At 33.2% G+C, this 22,002-nt stretch carries 18 protein-coding genes and 1 riboswitch; of the genes, 9 read left to right on the forward strand and 9 right to left on the reverse strand.

What is annotated here, in order from left to right; all coding sequences use genetic code 11:
- Positions 1–46: 46 nt before the first annotated feature.
- The 3 genes from AB1284_RS22310 to AB1284_RS22320 all read left to right on the forward strand — a co-directional run bounded on the left by AB1284_RS22310 (position 47) and on the right by AB1284_RS22320 (position 4,695).
- The gene (locus tag AB1284_RS22310) at positions 47–1,501 is read left to right on the forward strand and encodes an oligosaccharide flippase family protein (RefSeq protein ID WP_429752938.1); all 1,455 of its coding nucleotides are present in this window, start codon (positions 47–49) and stop codon (positions 1,499–1,501) included.
- 227 nt (positions 1,502–1,728) lie between these two features.
- Positions 1,729–2,550: a glycosyltransferase family 2 protein gene (locus tag AB1284_RS22315; RefSeq protein ID WP_429752937.1), complete on the forward strand. Its 822-nt coding sequence runs from the start codon at positions 1,729–1,731 to the stop codon at positions 2,548–2,550.
- A gap of 546 nt (positions 2,551–3,096) precedes the next feature.
- Positions 3,097–4,695, forward strand: a complete 1,599-nt coding sequence (locus AB1284_RS22320) for an ABC-F family ATP-binding cassette domain-containing protein (protein ID WP_429752936.1) — start codon at positions 3,097–3,099, stop codon at positions 4,693–4,695.
- A gap of 161 nt (positions 4,696–4,856) precedes the next feature.
- Here the strand turns inward: AB1284_RS22320 and AB1284_RS22325 are convergent, their stop codons facing one another.
- Positions 4,857–5,444 (reverse strand): hypothetical protein, encoded by a 588-nt coding sequence (locus tag AB1284_RS22325; RefSeq protein WP_429752935.1) that lies wholly within the window; start codon positions 5,442–5,444, stop codon positions 4,857–4,859.
- A gap of 159 nt (positions 5,445–5,603) precedes the next feature.
- Between AB1284_RS22325 and AB1284_RS22330 the strand changes: the two genes are divergently transcribed.
- Both AB1284_RS22330 and AB1284_RS22335 read left to right on the forward strand, forming a co-directional pair.
- Positions 5,604–6,641 (forward strand): acyltransferase, encoded by a 1,038-nt coding sequence (locus AB1284_RS22330; protein WP_429752934.1) that lies wholly within the window; start codon positions 5,604–5,606, stop codon positions 6,639–6,641.
- Positions 6,642–6,934: 293 nt separating this feature from the next.
- On the forward strand, positions 6,935–8,377 hold the full coding sequence (locus AB1284_RS22335; protein WP_429752933.1) for a glycosyltransferase family 39 protein: 1,443 nt from the start codon (positions 6,935–6,937) through the stop codon (positions 8,375–8,377).
- Between the two features lie 71 nt (positions 8,378–8,448).
- Here AB1284_RS22335 and AB1284_RS22340 read toward each other — a convergent pair whose 3' ends face one another.
- The 7 genes from AB1284_RS22340 to trhA form a co-directional block, all read right to left on the reverse strand.
- On the reverse strand, positions 8,449–8,613 hold the full coding sequence (locus AB1284_RS22340; protein ID WP_429752932.1) for a hypothetical protein: 165 nt from the start codon (positions 8,611–8,613) through the stop codon (positions 8,449–8,451).
- A gap of 53 nt (positions 8,614–8,666) precedes the next feature.
- Positions 8,667–9,632 carry a peptide-methionine (R)-S-oxide reductase MsrB gene (msrB, locus tag AB1284_RS22345; RefSeq protein ID WP_429752931.1) on the reverse strand — a complete coding sequence of 322 codons (966 nt, stop codon included), beginning with the start codon at positions 9,630–9,632 and terminating at the stop codon, positions 8,667–8,669.
- Between the two features lie 246 nt (positions 9,633–9,878).
- Complete coding sequence (locus AB1284_RS22350) at positions 9,879–10,913, reverse strand: AI-2E family transporter (RefSeq protein ID WP_429752930.1); 1,035 nt, start codon at positions 10,911–10,913, stop codon at positions 9,879–9,881.
- Between the two features lie 354 nt (positions 10,914–11,267).
- Positions 11,268–11,417 (reverse strand): hypothetical protein, encoded by a 150-nt coding sequence (locus tag AB1284_RS22355; RefSeq protein ID WP_429752929.1) that lies wholly within the window; start codon positions 11,415–11,417, stop codon positions 11,268–11,270.
- A gap of 240 nt (positions 11,418–11,657) precedes the next feature.
- Positions 11,658–13,691: a fibronectin type III domain-containing protein gene (locus tag AB1284_RS22360; protein ID WP_429752928.1), complete on the reverse strand. Its 2,034-nt coding sequence runs from the start codon at positions 13,689–13,691 to the stop codon at positions 11,658–11,660.
- Between the two features lie 223 nt (positions 13,692–13,914).
- Positions 13,915–14,547, reverse strand: coding sequence for an AmiS/UreI family transporter (locus AB1284_RS22365; RefSeq protein WP_429752927.1), 633 nt, complete (start codon positions 14,545–14,547; stop codon positions 13,915–13,917).
- A 512-nt stretch (positions 14,548–15,059) separates the two neighbouring features.
- The gene (trhA, locus tag AB1284_RS22370) at positions 15,060–15,707 is read right to left on the reverse strand and encodes a PAQR family membrane homeostasis protein TrhA (RefSeq protein ID WP_429752926.1); all 648 of its coding nucleotides are present in this window, start codon (positions 15,705–15,707) and stop codon (positions 15,060–15,062) included.
- Between the two features lie 304 nt (positions 15,708–16,011).
- Between trhA and AB1284_RS22375 the strand changes: the two genes are divergently transcribed.
- Positions 16,012–16,575, forward strand: a complete 564-nt coding sequence (locus AB1284_RS22375; RefSeq protein ID WP_429752925.1) for a DUF1836 domain-containing protein — start codon at positions 16,012–16,014, stop codon at positions 16,573–16,575.
- A 317-nt stretch (positions 16,576–16,892) separates the two neighbouring features.
- On the opposite strand, the gene AB1284_RS22380 is transcribed toward AB1284_RS22375, so the two are convergent.
- Positions 16,893–17,714 carry an endo alpha-1,4 polygalactosaminidase gene (locus AB1284_RS22380; RefSeq protein ID WP_429752924.1) on the reverse strand — a complete coding sequence of 274 codons (822 nt, stop codon included), beginning with the start codon at positions 17,712–17,714 and terminating at the stop codon, positions 16,893–16,895.
- A 44-nt stretch (positions 17,715–17,758) separates the two neighbouring features.
- Positions 17,759–17,844: riboswitch (cyclic di-GMP riboswitch) on the reverse strand.
- 198 nt (positions 17,845–18,042) lie between these two features.
- On the opposite strand from AB1284_RS22380, the gene AB1284_RS22385 reads away from it, so the two are divergent.
- From AB1284_RS22385 to AB1284_RS22395, 3 genes are read left to right on the forward strand one after another with little or no spacing between them, the layout of a single operon-like run.
- Complete coding sequence (locus tag AB1284_RS22385; protein WP_429752923.1) at positions 18,043–19,266, forward strand: nucleoside-diphosphate sugar epimerase; 1,224 nt, start codon at positions 18,043–18,045, stop codon at positions 19,264–19,266.
- Complete coding sequence (locus AB1284_RS22390; protein ID WP_429752922.1) at positions 19,266–20,186, forward strand: tetratricopeptide repeat protein; 921 nt, start codon at positions 19,266–19,268, stop codon at positions 20,184–20,186. Before AB1284_RS22385 ends, AB1284_RS22390 begins: the two co-directional genes overlap by 1 nt.
- Positions 20,170–21,999 carry a DUF2194 domain-containing protein gene (locus AB1284_RS22395; protein WP_429752921.1) on the forward strand — a complete coding sequence of 610 codons (1,830 nt, stop codon included), beginning with the start codon at positions 20,170–20,172 and terminating at the stop codon, positions 21,997–21,999. Before AB1284_RS22390 ends, AB1284_RS22395 begins: the two co-directional genes overlap by 17 nt.
- Positions 22,000–22,002: the final 3 nt, after the last annotated feature.

A 22,002-nucleotide genomic window follows, 5' to 3' on the forward strand; every position in this document is an offset into this window, starting at 1 on the left:
ACACAAATCATATACTCAATAAAATTATGTATAGAAGGGTCTAGTTATGCAAAAATCACTATTTAAAAACATTTTGTATAAGATTACACTGAATGTCTTTAACGTTATTCTCCCCCTACTCGTTGGACCATACGCTTATCGGGCACTTGGAGCCGATTCAATGGGGACTGTAAACTCGGCTGATACAATTTTCAATTACTTTTTTATTTTTGCCGTATTTGGTATTTATCAATATGGATTAAGAGAAATTAGCTTAATAAAAAATGATAAAAAGAAAGTAAGTCAGCTTTTTACAAACCTTTACCTTATTAACTTAACAACAAGCTTGCTTGCTCTAGCAGCCTTCTTATTATTTAGTTACATCGGTTATGGAAATGAGAAAATATTCCCTGTTTTAGTTATTTTCGGATTTAACTTCATTGCAAATATGTTCTATGTAGAATGGGTAAATGAGGCTCATGAAAATTATGATTTTATTGCAATAAAAACGATCTGTGTCAGATTAACTTACGTTGTGCTATTATTTATAATCGTTCATAATGCGAATGACTATAAACAATTTGCAGCATTATTAGCTCTTTCAACATTTTTAAATCATTTTTCCAGCTTTGTATACATTAAGCGGAGAATAAAATTTGATTTCTCTAATATTAGAATCGTTCCGCACTTAAAACCATTACTATTAGTTGTTATTTTTTCAAACGCAAATATCTTGTATACACAATTAGATCGCTTTTTACTTTTCCAACATTTGGGCGCAAAATATGTCGCTTATTACGTAATGGCTTTTCAAATGATGACGATTATTAATACGCTCATGGTTAGTGTTATTCAAGTTACGATCCCTAGATTATCTTATTTATCTGGAAATGCCGATGAAAAAGAGTATGAAACATTATTAAATAAAATTTCAAAAGTATATTTTATTACACTCTTCCCATCTGCAATTGGTCTTTTTCTAATTGCCCATGCAGCTGTCGTTATTTACGGTGGAGCGGAATTTGCATCTGCTGGGAATACATTATCTATTTTCGCTCTATATATGGTTTCCTTAGGCATCGAGTCGATTCTATCGAACCAAATTATTTATGTGAAAAAGAAAGAACATATTTTAGTTCGCTTTTTATTCATATGCGGTTTCACAAACCTTGTATTAGATATCTCATTAATTATCTTTCATGTCTTCACACCAGCAACTGCTATTTTCACAACAACGATGGCAAACTGCTTATTAATTGTTTTAGAATATATATATGTGAAGAAGAAATTAAAAGTAAATTACACATTGTTTGATATGGGTAAATTAAAATATTTATTCTACTCACTAACATTTATTCCGTTAACATTTCTTGTAAAGATGTATTTCAAAAATACACTATCATTTGCTGTTATCACAATTGCGATAAATATATTTGCTTATGCCCTTATCCTATTGATAACAAAAGATGAAATTCTCTTTATGTTTTTAAATAAAATAAAATTAAAATTTAAAAAAGCGTAATAAAGTGAAACTTCCATTAGTGGGGGGTTCTTCATCCCCCACTGATGGTTAGTTGAACCAATCGAGCTGTTACGGGCAGTTATATCACCCACCTATCTTCTTCGATTCTCTCAACCTTGAGGTGGAGGGCTTACTGCCCGTTAATGCGGGATAAATTATGAGGAAAGGATACTGTATCTTTTCCTCAATTCTCATGCAAACGAAACTTCTTAAAGGAGCTGTTACGATTGAAATTCTCTTTAATCATGGCCACTTGCGGCAGACGTGATGATATTATAGATTTACTAAAATCGTTAGAAAAGCAAACTTACAAAAACTTTGAACTCATTGTAGTCGATCAAAATGATACACCAATCTCTGATTTATTTGAGGACTATAAAGAAAAATTTCCAATCAACTATATATACACACCGATCAAAGGACTATCTCGTGCACGTAACACAGGATTAAAAGTAGCTGATGGCGATATTATTGCTTTTCCAGACGATGATTGTATTTACGAAATAAATGTATTAGAAAGCATCCAAGAAGCGTTTGAAAAAAACAAAGACATTCACTTTATCTCTACTAATACAACAAATGTAGAAGGGACAGGCTCTTTAATACACGCACCAGAAACAGATATCATTTTAAATAACAAATATGGCTTCATAGGACCTTCCTTTACATTATTCTTCACGAAACAATTTACACAAGATGTAGGCACATTTGATGAAGACTTAGGAGTTGGATCAGGAACGATTTATGGAGCTGGTGAAGAAACGGACTTTGTACTTCGTGGTATGAAGAGTGGATATACAGGTGTATTTAAGAAAGACCTTTTCGTATATCACCCAGTAAAAGAAGAAGTCATTAATGAGCAATCATTAAAAAGAGCAATTTCCTATGCTGGAGGTTTCGGCAGAGTCATCCGCTTGCATTATGGATTCCCTTATTTTTTACGTGCCATTGCTGCTGCTACATTCCGTACAGTACAAAACATCTCTAACGATAAACGAAAATTCCATGCAAATCGCTTAAAAGGAATTATGAGAGGGTACTTTAAATAAAGTGAAACTTCCATCGTTTGGGGGCTTACTACCCGCGAATAGCGGGATAAAAGAAAAAGCAACTGGTCCTGCGTTGGACAGTTGCTTTTTCTTTATAGGGTTTCAACTTACAAAAAACAAGGGGATTTTTTATAATCTCCAAACAATTGATGAATAACATAATGATTATCATCTTGGTATAAAGCACGTATTATCGTATTTATCATTATATTTATCCATCTATACACTGTTTATATGACCTTGTTAACAAAAGTGTATAATATATAAAAGGGATCAACTATCGATTTATCTTACAATAAAATTACATTATTGTAAGGTACATCGATAGTTACAACAATTCATATTTTTCCTTAGTACAACATAAAGTGAAACTTCCATCAGTAGGGGGTTTCTTCATCCCCCACTGATGGAAAACTCTCACCAATCGGGGTCTTACTGCCCACGAGTAGCGAAATAATTTTTCCCATAAAGTTACATCTCCCATTCATACGGAATACGTGATAATTTAAAGTTAAAAGATAGCTTTATATTTAAGAATTTAGTATCATGATTCAAGATACTATTTCAAACAGGGCGGAGGACACTATGAGCTTATTAACAGTTGAAAGCCTAGGTCATACCTTTGGCGATCGTACATTATTTAAAGATGTATCAATGCGTTTATTAGCAGGAGAGCATGTTGGTTTAGTCGGCGCAAACGGCGTTGGTAAATCAACATTTATGAATATTATTACAGGGCAACTTATTCATGATCAAGGACGTGTAGAATGGACACCAGGTACGCATTACGGATATTTAGATCAGCACACAATTTTAACGCCTGGAAGAACTATTCGTGACGTATTAACAGATGCGTTCTTACCGTTATTTGAGAAAGAAAAAGAGTTAAATACAATTACTGAAAAAATGGCAACAGCATCACCAGAAGAATTAGAAGTACTACTTGAACAGATGGCAGAAGCGCAAGATGCACTTGAAGCAGGCGGTTTCTATTTATTAGATATTAAAATTGAAGAAGCAGCACGCGGTCTTGGAATTGATGCAATTGGTTTAGATCGTGATGTTTCGGCATTAAGTGGTGGACAACGCACAAAAGTATTACTTGCTAAACTATTACTTGAGCAGCCAGAAGTACTATTACTCGATGAGCCGACCAACTATTTAGACGTTGAACACATTCAATGGTTAACAAACTATTTAAAGGAATATCCACATGCGTTCCTTTTAATTTCCCATGATACAGAATTTATGAACAAATGTGTCAATGTTATTTTCCATCTGGAATTCTCAAAAATGACACGCTATACAGCAACATATGAAAAGTTCTTAGAACTAGCAGAAAGCAACAAAAATCAACATTTACAAGCATATCAAAAACAACAAGAATTCATTAAACAGCAAGAAGATTTTATCGCACGAAATAAAGCGCGTTACTCAACGACAGGACGTGCAAAAAGCCGTCAAAAGCAGTTGGAGCGTATGGAGCGTATTGATCGTCCAGAAACTGCTATGAAACCTGAGTTTTCTTTTAAAGAGTGCCGTGCAAGCAGCCGCTTTGTCTTCGAAGGAGAAGATGTAGAAATTGGCTACACACATCCTCTATTACCGAAATTAACAATGACAATTGAACGTGGTGAGAAAATTGCAATTGTCGGATGTAATGGGGTCGGAAAATCAACATTACTCAAAACGATTCTTGGAAAAATTAAACCGCTAAACGGAAAAACAAGTCTTGGTGATTTCTTAGAGCCGGCTTATTTTGAACAAGAAGTAAAAGCAGAAAATATTACACCAATTGATGATGTATGGAATGCGTTCCCACACTTAGACCAACATCAAGTACGTGCAATGCTTGCGAAATGCGGTTTAAAAAATGAGCATATTTCTCGTCCATTGAGCCAACTAAGTGGTGGTGAGCAAGCAAAAGTTCGTTTATGCAAATTAATGGCAACAGAAAGTAACTGGCTATTATTTGATGAGCCAACAAATCATCTTGACGTAACAGCAAAAGAAGAATTACAACGTGCTATGAAGGCATATAAAGGCACAATCGTTCTTGTTTGCCACGAACCAGACTTTTATGAAGGTTGGATTACAAAGGTTTGGAACGTAGAAGAATGGGCAGAAAAAGCTGCACAAAAATAAAGTGAAACTTCCATCAGTGGGAGTATTACTGCCCGTTAATGCGGGATAAAAAAATGCCTCTTGTATTAGGAAAATTATCCTATACAAGAGGCATTTTTTATATTCAATTAAGATGAGGCTTATTCAGAATACTGCCAAACTCCTTTATTATTGAAATAATTTCATTTACCATCAATAGGCCACCAACTTGTTACCATGTAATAGTAGTCTGGGTGTAAGTAATACCATACCCCACCATCTTTTAACCAGCCAGTATGTCCTGTTCCATTTGCATTGAAATACATCCAGCCAGCTCCGTCATGTACCCAGCCTGTTTTCATTGCTCCGCTTTTCATATCTAAATAATATAAATTATATCCATCATGCACTTCACCTGTGTGCATAAAACCTAGTTCTTGATCTAAATAGTACCAACTTCCGCCATTAAAGAGCCAGCCCGTTTTTAGTACTCCACTTGGTTCAAAATAATACCATGAATATCCATCAAAGAACCAGCCTGTTTTCATTGCCCCGCTTGTTCCATCTAAATAATATGTATTGTAACCATCTTCAAGCCAACCAGTTTTTTTCATACCATTTTCATAATAAAACCACAATCCATAATCTTTTACCCAGCCGCTTTGATTTTGCGCAACTTGTTGCACTGTTCCTGCTTTACTTATGCCTTCAGCTTGTACATTTTCTCCATATAAAGCAGTCAGCATGAATAGACTAGCAAATAAATAGATTGAAAATATTTTTTTCTTCATCTGACAATCCCTAACAAAATAATTATTATTTCTTCTTATTTTGTCAATATTCACTTGGCAATTCTATCTTTTTCACGAAATTAGACTATTTTATGCTACATTTATACTTAATGAATAATCGCTATTTTAAAGATAAAATTTATTTGGAGGAGTAAAGTTATGAAACGAGTTGTATATCTGGATTGGTTACGCATTATTGCCACAATCGCTGTTATCACAATCCATGTTTCTGCCTCAGTTGTAACAATGAATTTATATGATCATGACCAGTCATTCTGGCTAGTAGGAAATCTATTTGAAAGCCTCTCGCGCTTCACTGTTCCTATGTTTGTTATGATTAGCGGTGCATTATTATTAAGCGGTTCGAAGGACATTGAATACAAGCAATTTCTTTGGAAACGTGTAAATAAAGTATTTATTCCTTTAATTGGATGGAGTATTATTTACTTCATATACTGGTGGTATTTCCGCGGTGCTTTTGATTTTTCTATTAAAACTTTCATAAAAGCATTCCTAAAGAATGGTATTAGCTACCATCTATGGTTCCTTTATATGATAATAGGTTTATATTTGATTACACCATTAGTGAAAATTTTTGTGAAGCATGCTTCTCGAAAAGATATTCAATATTTTCTACTTCTTTGGCTCTATGCATCTATTATTGTAAAATGGATGAATCATTCCTTTGGTTATAGCTTTAACGTTGAATTATATTATGTATCAAATTATGTAGGTTATTTTATCCTAGGATACTATTTAGCAAATTACGAAATCACACCAAGATGGAGAAAATTAGCTTATATAGGGGGGCTACTAGGGATATTTGCTACATTTGCATTAACGTATTACTATACAAGAAAAGCCGGTGGGCAACTGGATGAATACTGGTATGAATATTTCTCACCTAACGTATTACTCGTGTCAATAGGACTGTTTATCTTTGGAAAATACAACATATCACGCAGAAAAGAGCGTCTATCTCCTATCGGAAATATCATCAATGAAACAAGCTTTGGTATTTATCTTGTTCACATGCTTATACTTGTTGTTTTTGAACATAATCTGTTCCAAACTATTGGAAATACAATGCACCCAATCTTCTCTATCCCTTGTAAGGTGATCATTACATTAGTCATAAGTACCATGATTGCATGGGTTTTGAAAAAGACCCCAGTTCTAAACAAACTTGTTCCATAAGTACACAAATAATCGTAAATGAAATTTACTATATGCGTAGGCTGTTGGGAGTTTTTTCTTAACAGCCTATTTTCACATTTGTACCGCTAATACCCTCTCAACGATAGACGTTATATAAAACAGAACTGTAAGTAAAAGACTATGTGACTTCAAGCCCTTTTTTGAAAAACATTTTTCCTGACTATAAAAAAACAGTATCCTTATATATGTATACTTTTTTACACATACCGCTAAGAATGTAAGTAATTGATTTACCTTAGAAACTCACGGTGATAAGGAGTGTCAAAAAATCTATGTTAAATATACGATGGAGCCGATTAAGCCATTTGTTAGGAAAATTCTTAATTGTATTGTGTCTTATCATTTTTGCCTTTGCTATATGGAACTCTTATTGGGCTATAAAAGAGGTTTTACAAGTTAGAACCCTTATAAGTGGACCCATTATTATATCCATTATGGCTCTACTCATCTTACTAAGTTACCTCGCTAATAAATTTCTCTCTCGGGTTACTTTTATTCCTTTATTAATAGTTTGCGCTTTTACGATTCGATTTATTTGGATTATTAAAATCCCTACACCTCTTGAATCTGACTTTGCAGTCATGTATGAGAGTGCTGTACAAGCTGCTAAAGGCGATTTTAGTTTTACAACTTCCTCCTACTACACCACATGGGTGTATCAACTAGGATTTACAATGTATGAAGCTTTTGTTGTAAAATTATTTGGTGACAGTACGTTCATCTTAAAGCTTTTAAATATCTTGTATTGCACAGGAACTACACTATTTGTATACGGCATTACATCAAAAGTTTTTAATGAGTGGTCTGGGCGTATTGCTGGGATCTTATATGCCTTCTATATTCCGAGCATTGTCATGAGTTCTATATTAACCAATCAACATCTTGCCACATTTCTATTTTATTTAGGCTTCTACTTATTAGTAACAAAAGGATTAAGTAGTAAGTATATGTGGATTTTCATAGGAGCTATTCTATCACTGGGCGATGTAATGCGTCCTCTAGGTATGCTCATTTTATTAGCAGTAACAATTTACCTCTTCCTTGATGGCTTTCTTGGAAAAGATAAACAAACAATATTCAACACAACAAAGAAATTTGTTGGTATCATCATTGTCTTCTATACTGTTCATTATCTTATAAGTGCATCTTTTATGGCAGCAGGAATTACAAAGTATCCTTTATCAAATCGTGATCCTCTTTGGAAGTTTGTATTGGGCTTTAATTACGAAACAAAAGGAACATACTCAACTGAAGATGCAAATCGTGTTATGAGCCTAGAGATAGGTGAAGAACGGACAGTAGAAGAAAAGAAGATCATTAAAGAACGACTTGCAGATAAGGAAAAAGTGTTAGAGCTCTTTGGAGATAAATTCGCCTATATGTGGGGAGATATTGATGCTTCTGGTTACTGGAGCCTGGGTCAGCTAAATAAAGAGAATTTAAAAGATAAATCTATGGAATACGAAAAATACATATACATTGCCACCATGCTATTTGGTGTTATCGGATTACTATCTTTGCTTGTACAAAAAGAAAAAAATCTTCAATATACCTTATTCTTACTTCTTATTATTGGGTATGTATGCGTTCATTTCCTAATTGAAGTACAAACAAGATACCGTTATTTCATCATCCCTAGCTTTTTCATTATTCAAAGCTATGGTATATACGTTACTCATCAATTAATACAAAAGATGTTCATATCAAAAAAATAATATGACTCTAAAACAATACGAAACACCCATTTTCTTACTAATATTAAGAAAGCGGGTGTTTTCATTTCCCGTTAAATTAGTACCTCCCATCCATCATTTAACCAACCTGTCTTTAATACACCATTTGGAAGTACATAATTCCAATATTTACCTATTAAAAACCAATCCGTTTGCATTGCGTCGTTACTACTAAAATAATAATTATAGTTACCAATGTTAACTTTACCTTTTTCCATTAATTATGGGTTTTATACAGAAATTAAACAAAAAAAATAACCTCAAAATGAGGTTACTTTTTATTTCCAAATAAAATTAGAAAATCCCCGTATCCTTCTTTTTGTAAATCCTCTTTAGGAATAAAGCGCAGTGCAGCAGAGTTAATACAATAGCGTAAACCATTTGGTCCTGGGCCATCCGGGAATACATGTCCTAAATGAGAATCCGCATCTTTGCTGCGCACTTCCGTTCTCGTCATATTATGGCTTACATCCATTTTCTCTTTTATACTTGCTGATAACATCGGTTTTGTAAAACTGGGCCATCCACAACCGCTATCAAATTTATCTAATGAACTAAATAAAGGTTCTCCTGAAACAATATCAACGTAAATGCCTTCTTCTTTATGGTTCCAATATTCATTTTGAAAAGGCGGTTCTGTACCATTTTCTTGCGTAACATAAAATTGCATCTCTGTTAAGTTTTCTTTTAAATGAGAATTATCCTTGGGCCAATGTTGTTTTATAAATGCATCACGCCCAGATCCTTGAAGATATAATGCATATCGAAACGAATTTTTTTTATGATAACCTTGATGATATTCTTCAGCAAGATAGAATGTTGTAGCCGGTAAAATTTTCGTGACAATTGGCTTTGAAAATCGCCCACTTTGTTCTAAATCAAGTTTAGATGCTTCGGCCTTTTCACGCTGTTCTTCACTATGATAAAAAATGACTGTTTCATATGATTGTCCGCGATCATGAAATTGGCCCCCAGCATCGGTTGGATCAATTTGTTGCCAATATAAGTGCAGTAATTGTTTATATGGCATACGATTCGGATCAAAAGTAATTTGTACGGCTTCATAATGTCCCGTTGTCTCTGAACAAACTTCTTTATACGTTGGATTTTCCTTATGACCACCTGTATACCCAGACACAACCTCTATAATGCCATCCATCTCTTCAAATGGCGATACCATACACCAAAAACATCCTCCAGCAAATGTTGCAAGTTCATATTTCTCGTTTACAGCCATTTCTTCACCCCTCTATCTTTTTCTTACAGTATGGCATATCAAAGTATAAATTATAAAGTGAAACTTCCATCAATGAGAGCTTTTTTCCTCCCCTGCTGATGGAAAGCCCTCGCTAACCGAGCGAGCGTATGCCAGCAGTTATCCCACACCTATCTTCCTTATTTTCTCGAGGCCTTGAGGTAGCCCGACGAATAGCGGGATAAACAAAAAGGCATCGGAAACGGATGCCTTTTGTTTATCAGTTATTTATTTCCCATTTACAGGCTCTGCTTTCTCATCACTCGTTACTTCTAGCACATCTAGTAAAAACATAAAGATTGGAATCCCTATAATTAATCCCCAAACCCCTAAGAAATGTTCAGAGAAAATTAAAATCATGAATGTATAAAAAATAGGTAAATTTGTTTTCTCTGACATAAACTTTGGATTTAAGAAATAACTTTCAATTGCATGAATGACTGCCACCATAATTAAAATGTATAAGACATATACCATGCCACCGATATTGTAAGCAATTATACAAAGAGGGAATAGTGAAATAATTACACCCGCAACAGGAATTAAACCCAATAAGAAAATCATTAAAGCTAATCCGAGCAACTGCGGAAAACCTAAAATCCAAAGCGCGATAACAGACAACACACAATTTACAATAGCAATGAGGAATTGTGCTTCAATCACTTTTCCAAATGAGCGAGCAAATTTTCTTCCAAAATACTCAATTTCATTATAAAAAACAGCTACCTTACTGCCTTTAAACTTTGATGTAAACGCAACAATTCTTGATTTTTCTAGCAAGAAAAATAAGCTTAAAATGAGTGAAAGTAAAACTTGCAAGCTTACTTTCCCAATGTTTGCTAACGAACTATAAATGATGTTCACGCCTTGATTCACATACTTTGATAATTCTATATGATCAATTGCAGAAACTAAATATCTAATTATTTCATTATCAGGTGGATTTCGTACAAATACATTAAACTGATACACGAGCTGTGTAATTTGTATCATTAGAACTGGTACATATTTGTATAATGTGATAACAATCCCACTAACTAATGTTATGTACAGAAATGCAATAATTATTTTTCTATTAATCGGTAAAAAATGTTCCAGCTTGCGAGAGATAAATTTTTGAAACCGGTCCATTAAATACGTAAAAATAAATGTAATTAAGATTAAATTAAACATACTTTTCAACCCATATAACACAAGCACAAGTAACCCTAATATAACTAACCTCTGAAACCCTTTACTTTGAAACAGGTTTTTCATTTGCATAATCGAAGCTTAATCTCTCCTGTCCTTATAATTCATACTAATTTCATTTTACAATATAAAAGGTACTTTCAGAACGAATTCTTGTAAACTGAACAAAAAGTTTTACTGGTAAATTTCAATTAAAAATATGTTATCTAAATCAATGTAACATAAAAAAGCAAACTATTAATAAAAATCTGTTTCTATTAATAGTTTGCTATCTTTATAAAAAGCTCATTCATATAAGGTGAAACTCTCATCTTTTATCCACCCCGTTTGCATTACACCTGTTTCAGGGTGTAAATAAAACTTACTTCCATTCAAATCAAGCCATCCTTTTACAAGTACATTATTTTCGTAATAGTGCCTTTTACTTTACTCTTCAATCCATCCTTGTTTTTGTGCCATTCCATTATTAGGACTGATTGTTTTAGCAGATTGTCCCCCCATTGTATCTGCTAATGTATGTAATGGAAATAGTATTACAATACATGCGAAAAATAAATTGAGAATATACTTCTTCAAATATACTCAACCTCTCTTTTCTCAAAATCAATTTGTAATTCAACCTATCGTTTCTATTTTACCATATTATTACATAAAGAAATGAAATGCTTTTTATTTCCTTATGCAAGCCATGCTTAATCCTATATGTCCTTTATGAGCTAGGAATCTTACCATATTTAATTTGAAATAAAAAAAGAAAAGAATGTTATTCATTCTTTTCTCCCTTACATAATATATTCTAAACTATTAAGATACTTTTTATGGACGCCATACACCCGTATAATCAAAGTAATAGTATTTTCCGTTTATTTCTAGCCAACCTGTTTGCATTGCGCCACTACCAGCTAAATAGTACCAACTGTTTCCGCTTTGCAGCCAGCCTGTTTTCATCGCCCCATCTTTATCTAAGTAGTACCACGTATTTCCGCTTTGTAGCCAATCTGTTCTCATCGCTCCGTCTTTATCTAAGTAGTACCACGTACTCCCACTTTGTAACCAGCCAGTTTTTACTGCTCCATTACTGTCTAAGTAATACCATGTACCTTCAATCCGTAACCAACCTGCTTTCACTAATCCGCTGCTATCTAAGTAATATTTCGTATTACCATCTTCGATCCAACCCGTTTGCATCATTCCATTACTGTCTAGGTAGTATCTCATGTTCCCTTCTTTTACCCAGCCTGTTTGCATAACCCCATTTTTGTCTAAATAATACTTAGAACTTCCATATGAAAGTACACCCGTTTGCATAGCTCCGTTCCCTGCAAAATAGTACCATTTTCCATTCAAGTTAAGCCAACCTGTTTGCATCATACCTGTATCCGTAGCATAATACCATTTCCCATCAGATTGAATCCAACCTGTTTTCATCGCTCCATCTTGTCCTAAATAATACCACTTCCAAGTTTGCTCAACCCAGCCTGTTTGCATAACTCCATCTTTATCTAAGTAGTACCATTTTCCATCAGATTGAACCCAACCTGTTTTCTTTTCACCAGTGGCTTCATCTAAGTAATACCATTTTCCATCCCTTTGGATCCAGCCTGCTTGTTTTGTTGCCGTACCTTGAATAGTTAAAGAATTACTAGATTCATTGCCCCATGCATCTACTGCTACAATTTCAAATTGATAATTCGTATTAGGCTTTATATTTGGAATGGTTGCCGAAACCCTGTTATTTTTTGCGTTTTTATCCCAAAACTTCACATATGTAGTTTGTATCTTTTTACCGTCTTGTTTAATGTAGTATTTATCAATTTGCGTATTATCAATTGCAGGATCCCACGAAATCGTCATTTCATCTCCGACTATATTTTCAACTTTTATATTCGCATGATCCTGAAAGACAGGTTTTTCTGTATCATCAATGGTCTTCTCGTAAGGTACTTTTATTGTATATGAATTAACCCATGTATGATTACTAAACTCTCTTGCTTTTATTTCTACTTTATCATCATAAACATTAACAAGTAGTCCCTGTGAAGATTTATCTGGACCATACCCACCTTCATACAAAGTATTGGCAATTGAACTTGTATTCACCATCGTGAATCCATCTTGATATGCCGTTTTTGCATGATCAGCCATATAATGTAAATGACCAGAGAATAAAATTACTTGCGGGTATTTTTTTAATAAATTAGCTAATCTACCGTCTCTTAGACCACCGCCCCACTCATCACTGCCATACACTGTATCATCAATGGGTTGATGTAGAAAAACAAATATTGGCTTTTTTGGATTAGCTTGGACTGCCAATGTTTTTTCTAACCATCTATACTGCGCGTCAGAAATGATCGCATAGTCTTTCTCGCTCATTTCCTCTCCGCCAAGTGAAATAAAATGATACCCTTCTACCCATTTATCATAATAAACACCTGGCATGCCTGTTTTATTAATAAATCGATCTGTTAACGTTTTATTCGTAATCCAAGGCTTAGGCCAAAATCTCATTTCAAACAATTCATGATTCCCAATTGAAAGCACTTTTTCCGCATTTGGGTTCATATTCGTATTTAAAATTCTATTAAATTCATCATACTGCGAATCAAGTCCCTGATCTGTTAGATCACCAACAACAGCCAAAGCTTTATAGTTAGGAGCTAATTCCTTATACTCCTGTAATGCCTTAGCAAAATTATCAGCTTGATTTGCACCAGAAATATGTGTGTCACTCATTACTGGTATTTGTAATTTAGGAACTTCATTTTTTTCCGCTGCAAAAGCAGGGGTTTGTGAAAACCCAATTACACACGCTGCAGTTACTAAACAGCGAGAAATTATCTTTTTCATTCTATCCATCCCTCGTCCCATAATTTTAAATATTGGTAAATATAACCTCCCTTATTGTAAATCTTTTCTTTTTATATAGTAAAGATAATATGTAATAATTAAATTTTTCTGAATTGTAACAAGGTTAAAAAGAGGACAAAAAAATCCCTCTCATGAATTAACTTTTCATTTCATACTCATTAATTCATAAGAAGGTTATAAGGCGCCCACTTAAAGTTATTGATTAATAGCCCGTGTGCGTATCTATATTTTTATAAACAGCATTTACATTTCCCTTCACCTTAAACGTACAAACACAGAAATATATAATCGAAAGAATCGATATACATATCCATAAGTTATATACATAAGAATTTCCCCATACACCTACCAAGGAAAGAAGAGCAGGACAAGTTAATGTAACCCATGACTGTACAAAAGCTATTTTTCCAATATAATGATTGATATTCTTTTTCTGTACATTAGAGATAAAAAATAAGAACCATAGAAACGCCCACATCAGCCAAGTTAGCGCATTAACGATATCATGAAAATGTATAATAGCCACAATCATGTAAAATAATGCAATAATCGCTACCCAAAGAGAAAACCAGCCTAATCCATCACCTTTTAACCCTACAATGAAAGTAACTCCTACATATAAATAAGTTAAACCAAATAAAAAAGTAGCCGCATATAAATACACTGTCCAATTACTTTGATCGGATACTACAATTAAATAAAAAGGAATAATAATTTGCAGTATACCTACAAATAAATTAAAAACACCAATACTCTTTTCTTCCGCTTTTCCTAGCATTACAAGGCTATTTAAAAAGAGCGTTGCACCGGAAAGCAATAATCCAACATTACCCATATATATTCTTGTGAAAAACAAAGCAGTTTTTCACAACGATACCTCCTTACATTATACATTCGTTTTTTGATAGTTTTAACAATAAAAAGCAGTTCCTCTTCTCCAACAACATATAGCAGAGGAACTGCTTGTATTTTTAAAATTTTACAACGGATAATACATTTTCACTTAAGCGCTTCCAAAATGAAAAGTATGCATTAATTTATGAAAACGATATCAATATAATAACAGCATTTGTTATAAAAATAAATGCTAAAAAAAATAGTATATAACCCACAAAATACCTTTATTTATAAAATCATTACAATCAGAGGGCATTTCTATCAGTGAAGGGAGTAATCCTCCACAAATAGCGGGATAAAAATACGGCTCTTTTTAACGAAAAAACTCCTATCTTTTTTCCTTAGATTAGGAGTTTTTTATGTGTAATTTGAAATGTTCCTCATATATACAAAAATTCATTAAGCTGTAAAGTTTCTTATCGAACATTAATTTTTATTTATATTCAAATACTAAATTACGTAGAAGTAAACACATAAAAAGTGAGCAAGGCTACCTAGTAACACAAAAATATGAAAAATTTCATGATGACCCATATATTTAAATTCCAACCATTTCGGTTTTGCACCGTAAATAAATCCGCCAATCGTATAAAATACCCCCCCTAGTATCAATAGCACGAGACCATTTGTACTGAGATTTTCTGATAATGGAGCAAAAAAGAATATAATTAGCCATCCCATTAAAAGATAAATAGATGTCGATAACCACCTAGGACAACTAAACCAAAACATTTTAAAAATAATTCCGCACACAGCGGTTGCATACACCAATATGAACAATAGCAAACCTTTTTCGGCTTGTAACGTAATTAAACAAAAAGGTGCATATGTACCTGCAATTAAAACAAAAATCATGGAATGATCTAGTTTTCTAAAAAAGTAAATGACACGATCGCTTGCAACAACCATGTGGTATACAGTGGATGCAGCGTAGAGAATCATCATCCCCAACCCAAACAAAATGACTGCTGAAATTGTAGTGACAGACGGCATTTCTATAGAAACTTTGACTAACATGGCAAGAAGTGCGACGAATGATAAAATTGCACCTCCAAAATGCGTAAATGCATTAACCGGTTCTCTCACATAAGAATCCACATTAACAACCCCCTATATAATCACACATAGTTTTAATAACTACATGTAATTATATAACTATCATTTCTGAAGGTCAACATTTACAAGTAATATGTTTCATAATACTATAATTAAATATACAGGAATAACCACAGAAAGTTATAATCACTAATAAAGTGAAGCTTCCATCAGTGAGCATTTTTTATCACCCACTGATAATTAGTTAAACTAACCGAGCATCTGCCCTCACCTTGTTTCCCATAACATTGAGGTGGGCACAGCAGCATAAAAATTTACATCATTCCTATAAAAGTGAGGGTTTCATATGGAAAATATAAAAGATTTACTAGAAACATTACATTTAGAAAAAAAAATTACACTTGAAGATATCCCTAATGTAGATTTATATGTAGATCAAGTCGTTCAGCTATTTGAAAATAGCTACAACATGACAACTAGAAATGAAGATGAAAAAGTACTAACGAAAACCATGATTAACAACTATGCAAAAGGAAAACTGTTTTTTCCTATTAAAAATAAAAAATACTCTAAAGAGCATATAATCTTAATTAGTTTAATTTATCAGTTAAAAGGGGCACTTTCTATTAACGACATAAAAAGTTCAATAGTTGAAATTAATGAAAAATTAGTACACGAGGACGATTTTGAACTAGATGCTCTGTATAAAGGTTACCTCCATCTAACAGAAACAAATATCAAAAACTTTAAAAATGATGTAAACAATCGAGTAGATGAAGTGAAAGCAGAAACTGCTATCTTCGAAAATGAAAATTTTGAGAAGTTTTTATTGCTTACATCTTTCGTAACCATGAGTAATATGTATCGACGTTTAGCAGAAAAAATAGTGGATGAAATGAAGAACTCCTAATTCTCTTTATTTCCAATTCATGAACTACCAAAAAAAGCCGCCTATTTCTAGGTGGCTTTAATAAAGTGAATCTTCCATTAGTGTTTTTTTCATCCCCCACCTATCTCTCTGAATCCTGAGGTGCGAGCCTTACTGTCCGTTAATGCGGGATAAAATTCTACCATAAAAAAAGAACGAGCAAATACACATTTCATCATGTGTTTACTCATTCTCTCAATCATTTCATATAATAAACTAACCTCTAGGTATCCACAACTTCTAAATTACTTATATAAAATAAGCTAAAGAATATCTCTTTAATGTTAAAAGACGTTTACTTAATTATTATAAATATCATTTACATTTACTGTAGAAACAAACCCCTGTGCCAAACTATACTGTTGAGATGCAACGTTAGGCGCCACAGTGAATGTTTTTACTTGATCTTTTTGTGCTTTAAAGTAACTAATCCAATTTTGGCTCCATTTATCTTTAGCAACAACTTTACGATTAAAATCTTCCCACAATACAGCATCTATTGCATACAATGATGTATTTTTAATTGTATCAAATCCCCAATTTTGCATTAGAATTAAGTTTGAATCTATATTTTTTATTTGCTTTAAAAGTGTATCATACGTATTTCTAAACTTCTTCTGTTCAGCTGGTTTATTATAAAAATAGTCATCAATATCGCCAACTGTATCTAGAAACACACCATCCATACCTTTTTTTACAATTTGTTGTTCCACTTTATCCATTACAACATCCTTATAATGAGAACTAGAAATATTCATTACATATGTATCCCATTGTTTGATTTTCATTCTTTTATTATTACAATAATAATAATCGGCTTCTGTCACTTTCGATTTATGCCAAGCTTCCAGTTCCATAACACTAACATAGCCAAGAACCTTCGTTCCCGATGCTTTTAATTCTGCAATTTGTTGTTGTGTAAATGCATATGGTTCAATAATAACTAAATCATATTTAGATAACTCTTTAATTACTTGTTCATTAGCTTCTCCGTAATAAATTTTAAAATTCTTCACATTGCTCAATTTATGATTTACTGTGGCAGCTTTTACAGATGTGGTAGAAAATGTAATAACAAGTGAAAATACTACAAGTATAGATACAAAACGATTAAAAAGCATTGCGAAACTTCCCCCTCTACGTTTTCCCCCTAAAGTTGTAAAATTACGGCAGTCCAGCCACCATAGCACTCTTCGCCTTAGATCTGTGACTTTGCGTCTCTATCTTTCAATAGATTTGCCCTTAAGAGATTTTATTTTCAAGAAAATTATAACTAGCATCTATTTTTTTTTCAACTACTTTCCTTTTAATTAATTTCGAATTTTCTGTAAATATATATATTATTTCCAAAAAGTGTATTCCTGTTTATAATTATGAGGAGCTTGTTTCATATCTTTTAGCTTATTCTTTTTCGAATTAAAATTCTCTTACTGAAAGAAGGGATTACTCATGTATTATCAACAATCAAATGTCATTCGAAAAATTATCGAACCGACTATTACCTTTATTATAATGGCAATTATTTTTTCACATCTGCATACCCCTTGGGCTTCTTACGAATATTTAGTAACCATGTTAGTTGTAATATTATTTTCTAATCGATATGGCATGAATATTGCTTTATTTGTATTTTTAGAATCTTTTTTATATAGCATTTTGATAGGTATATATAGAGGAGAAGATGTTTTTCTTTATTTTCTATCTCTTAACCACTGGATGAACTGGTGTGTTTTACTTATTGCAAGTGTATCTTGTGGACTAAATAGCACCTCTCAAAAGGAACGCTATCAAGATATTCATATTACAAATATCGAATTACAAAAAGAAAATGAAGAATTAAAACGAACTGTGGAACAGCTACATGAAACAAAATTAACTTTAAAGTCACGTATTCTTGAATCAGATAATCATTTATCTACAATGTTTCACATCTTTAAAGCCCTTAATCATGCCCATCCTGAAATCGTGTTGGATGAGGGAATGAATGTACTCAAACAATATTTTGGTGCCCAAAGAATCGGAATTTACTACGTTGATGACAATAAACATTCGCTACGTATTAAACTCCGCTCAGAAATTCATCCTAAAAAATTACCACAATCTATATTTGTAAAAGAAGCTTCATCGGTCATTAAGCAAGCCTTAGAATATAACAAACCTTTTTTCCGAACACGTACTGATACTGAGGATGCTCCTCTTCTTGTTGGTCCTGTCAGCATTCAAGAAAAAATACAATATTTAATTATTCTAGATGACATTGATTTTACAAAAGTAACATCTCAACAGTTTGAATTATTTGTTTGGTATTTACGATGGATGAGTAATCGACTTGAAAACGCTTCTGATATTTGGCTAGCTGATAAAGCAAGTCGAACCTTCCCTGAAACTGATATTTATTATGAAACGGAATTTGAACACTTGCTTAAAATTGAAAAAGAGCGCTACAAAATTTTAGATTATCCTTATTCCTATTTTGAATTCTCTGCAGATCAACCTTCCTTACAAATCATAAATCGTGTATTAAAGGAACATCTTAGAGATATAGACATCTTCGGATATAAAGTTGAGGAACAGAAGGTTATGGTTCTGTTACCAGGGACAGAAGGGCAGTTTCTATCCATAGTGAAAGATCGTATTATGAAAGCACTTAAAGTAGAATTGGTGGTGATGTAATGATCTTTCTTTTCCTTTATCTTATATATGCTGTTCTTATTTTGCTTGCATATTACATTTTGAAAAAAAAAGTACATGTAGAAAAAAGAGGGATGCTTCTATTTGGCTTAATTCTTTCTATCATATTTCCTGTTGTGGGTCTAATTCTATCCATCGTACAATTTTCAATCATCTCTAAATATGAAAATCTTACTTGGATAGACGAATACTCCAATTATGTAACTTTTAAAATACGTAACTATGAAGAGATTGTAAAGTCTGCTAAACAGGATATGGAAATCATTTCATTTACGTCTGGACTTGAATTAGACCAACCAGATCTTCAAAAGCAACTTATTGTACAGCTAAGTTTATCTCCTGTACTACATGAGGGCAAATTGCTAAAAGAAGCTGTTCGTCATAAAGATCCAGAAACAGTCCATTATGCGGCAACTACCATCCATGCACTAAATGAACGTTACAGGAAAGACATTCACTATTTAAAACAAGAATTTAGTCAAAATTATCAACATGAAAGTGCAAATGAATTAATGTCACATTATGTACGCTACATAGAAAGTGGGCTTCTCTCTTCTCAACAAAAAGAAGAATTGATTGATGAATTCATAGTGATGGCTCTACAAGGAAGAAAACACTTCCCTCACGAGCCTATTTACCAATTTCACCTAGGAACACTTTTCATGTATAAAAAAGAGTATCAGAAAGCAGAAGAGTCTTTTACAACTCTCGTACAAGAATATCCTGAATCATTTTACGGGTATGCTGGTTTACTTGAGCTATACTATTCACAACGATATTGGTCAAAGCTATATGATTTGCTAGATACATTAATTTATAAAAATCAATTGGATCAACTGCCACGTAAATATCAGCTCTTTGCTTATCAATTTGGAGGGATACAGGTTGAAAAGGAAGCTTAATATAAATATAGCAATTATTTTCTTAGTACTATGTACTGCCATTCTATTAGTTGTTTTATATCGCTCTAACAGTTTTTATAAAATCTTCCCGGTTCAAGCATCACAGCAAAAAGAAAAAATTGAAATATTAAATGAAAAAAAACCTTTACAAAAGGGGCAAGAAATTCATTTATATTATACCAAGCCAGACGATAAACTAGGAAAGCAGATTGAATCTAATCTAAAACAGGCAATGAATTATGCACATGTTCACTATACAGATGTAAACATAAATGATATTGAAAACATCAAACCATCTCCGTATACGGGAATAATACTAAGCGGAGAAGATATAGGGAAATTCCCTAAGAAGTCTTTGCAAACATTCGTTAAAGAAGGTGGAAGACTTATCGTTACAAATCGAATGGCTTCGGATTCTTCTTGGAACGCTCTATTTGGCATCGAAACAAATGGAAATTTTCAAAATGTAGAAGGACTTACTTTTGATAAACCATTATTTCCTGGGTATCCAGAAGTTCCAAAAGACTCTAATCTATTCACACACAATTCCCTGAATGTATCACTCAGCCCGACAACAACAACTTGGATTACAGCAGAAAATATACCCATTATGTGGACTAATACTTATGAAGATGGAGAAGTACTTTATTGGAATACAACAGCTCTAGACGGTAAATTAGGAAGAGGTCTCTTTGTCCAATCTTTAGGTTCTATTTTCCCTGCTTTTACAACTGCACAATTAGGTGCAGAAATTATGTATATTGACGATTTCCCATCACCTATACCAAGCGGAAACTTACAACATATAACGAAAGAACCTATAACAACTGACGAATTTTACAAAAACTATTGGTGGAAAGATATGAATAGCCTCTCTGAGCAACTTGGTATTAAATATACTAGTGTTGCAATCGGAACCTATGAAAATAAAGTGCAACCGCCTTTTGAAGATTTCGCTATGGAAGATCGAAATACTTATTTAATTTTTGGTAGACCACTATTAGAAAACGGTGGAGAAATTGGGATACATGGTTATAACCATCAACCGTTACTATTATCTTCAGATCCTGTTGATAAGTCTCTTAAATATGTACCATGGGAAACCCAAAGCGACATGGAAAAGTCTTTGATAGAAGTGCAACAACTCGTTCATAATTTTTTTCCAAATGAAAAATTAAAAACTTATGTGCCACCTTCTAATATCATTAATTCAACAGGAATACAAGCTCTGATAAAAGCCGTTCCTGATTTACAAACCATCGCTTCCTTATATGCCGGAGGTAAAACAGGTGGTAGTTTTATTCAAGAATTTGAAAAAGATGCAAACAATCCGAAGCTTTATCATTTCCCACGTATAACAAGTGGTTACTTATTATCAGTAGAAGATCAATTTACATTAGCAGATGTTGCTGCTAATTTTGGAGTTGTCTCTCATTTTGTTCATCCAGACGATGTCCTTGATGAGAAACGTTCAGAAAACAAAACGTGGGATGAATTATTTCACTCTTATCGCTCTATGATAGAAGATATTCATAAATGGTACCCTCAAATGCAAAGCATGACACAAAGCGAAGCAACCGAGCTAATAAAGATTTTTCAAAAAGGGGATCTTTCCGTATCTTATGAAGATAACTTCATTCATATTTCATATAAAGGATTACCAATTCAATCTTCCGTTGTTGTCCGCGTTGAAGAAGGGAAGAAATTAAAAACAGGTACATTCCCTTATGGTACTGTCACAAAATTAGATGAACAACTTTACAATGTAAAGTTAACAAAGGCATCGGCCACAATTCCAATTAAAGGAGCTTAAAAT

It is taken from the genome of Bacillus sp. S2(2024) (assembly GCF_050474045.1).
Lineage (GTDB): Bacteria > Bacillota > Bacilli > Bacillales > Bacillaceae_G > Bacillus_A > Bacillus_A yunxiaonensis.

What these genes read in the sequence shown, in the direction of transcription:
- AB1284_RS22310 (WP_429752938.1), top strand. Translation starts at nt 47, where the DNA reads ATGCAAAAATCACTATTTAAAAACATTTTGTATAAGATTACACTGAAT.
- AB1284_RS22320 (WP_429752936.1), top strand. Translation starts at nt 3,097, where the DNA reads ATGATTCAAGATACTATTTCAAACAGGGCGGAGGACACTATGAGCTTA.
- AB1284_RS22325 (WP_429752935.1), bottom strand. Translation starts at nt 5,444, where the DNA reads ATGAAGAAAAAAATATTTTCAATCTATTTATTTGCTAGTCTATTCATG.
- AB1284_RS22330 (WP_429752934.1), top strand. Translation starts at nt 5,604, where the DNA reads ATGAAACGAGTTGTATATCTGGATTGGTTACGCATTATTGCCACAATC.
- AB1284_RS22335 (WP_429752933.1), top strand. Translation starts at nt 6,935, where the DNA reads ATGTTAAATATACGATGGAGCCGATTAAGCCATTTGTTAGGAAAATTC.
- AB1284_RS22340 (WP_429752932.1), bottom strand. Translation starts at nt 8,613, where the DNA reads ATGGAAAAAGGTAAAGTTAACATTGGTAACTATAATTATTATTTTAGT.
- msrB (WP_429752931.1), bottom strand. Translation starts at nt 9,632, where the DNA reads ATGGCTGTAAACGAGAAATATGAACTTGCAACATTTGCTGGAGGATGT.
- AB1284_RS22350 (WP_429752930.1), bottom strand. Translation starts at nt 10,913, where the DNA reads ATGCAAATGAAAAACCTGTTTCAAAGTAAAGGGTTTCAGAGGTTAGTT.
- AB1284_RS22360 (WP_429752928.1), bottom strand. Translation starts at nt 13,691, where the DNA reads ATGAAAAAGATAATTTCTCGCTGTTTAGTAACTGCAGCGTGTGTAATT.
- AB1284_RS22365 (WP_429752927.1), bottom strand. Translation starts at nt 14,547, where the DNA reads ATGGGTAATGTTGGATTATTGCTTTCCGGTGCAACGCTCTTTTTAAAT.
- AB1284_RS22375 (WP_429752925.1), top strand. Translation starts at nt 16,012, where the DNA reads ATGGAAAATATAAAAGATTTACTAGAAACATTACATTTAGAAAAAAAA.
- AB1284_RS22380 (WP_429752924.1), bottom strand. Translation starts at nt 17,714, where the DNA reads ATGCTTTTTAATCGTTTTGTATCTATACTTGTAGTATTTTCACTTGTT.
- AB1284_RS22385 (WP_429752923.1), top strand. Translation starts at nt 18,043, where the DNA reads ATGTATTATCAACAATCAAATGTCATTCGAAAAATTATCGAACCGACT.
- AB1284_RS22390 (WP_429752922.1), top strand. Translation starts at nt 19,266, where the DNA reads ATGATCTTTCTTTTCCTTTATCTTATATATGCTGTTCTTATTTTGCTT.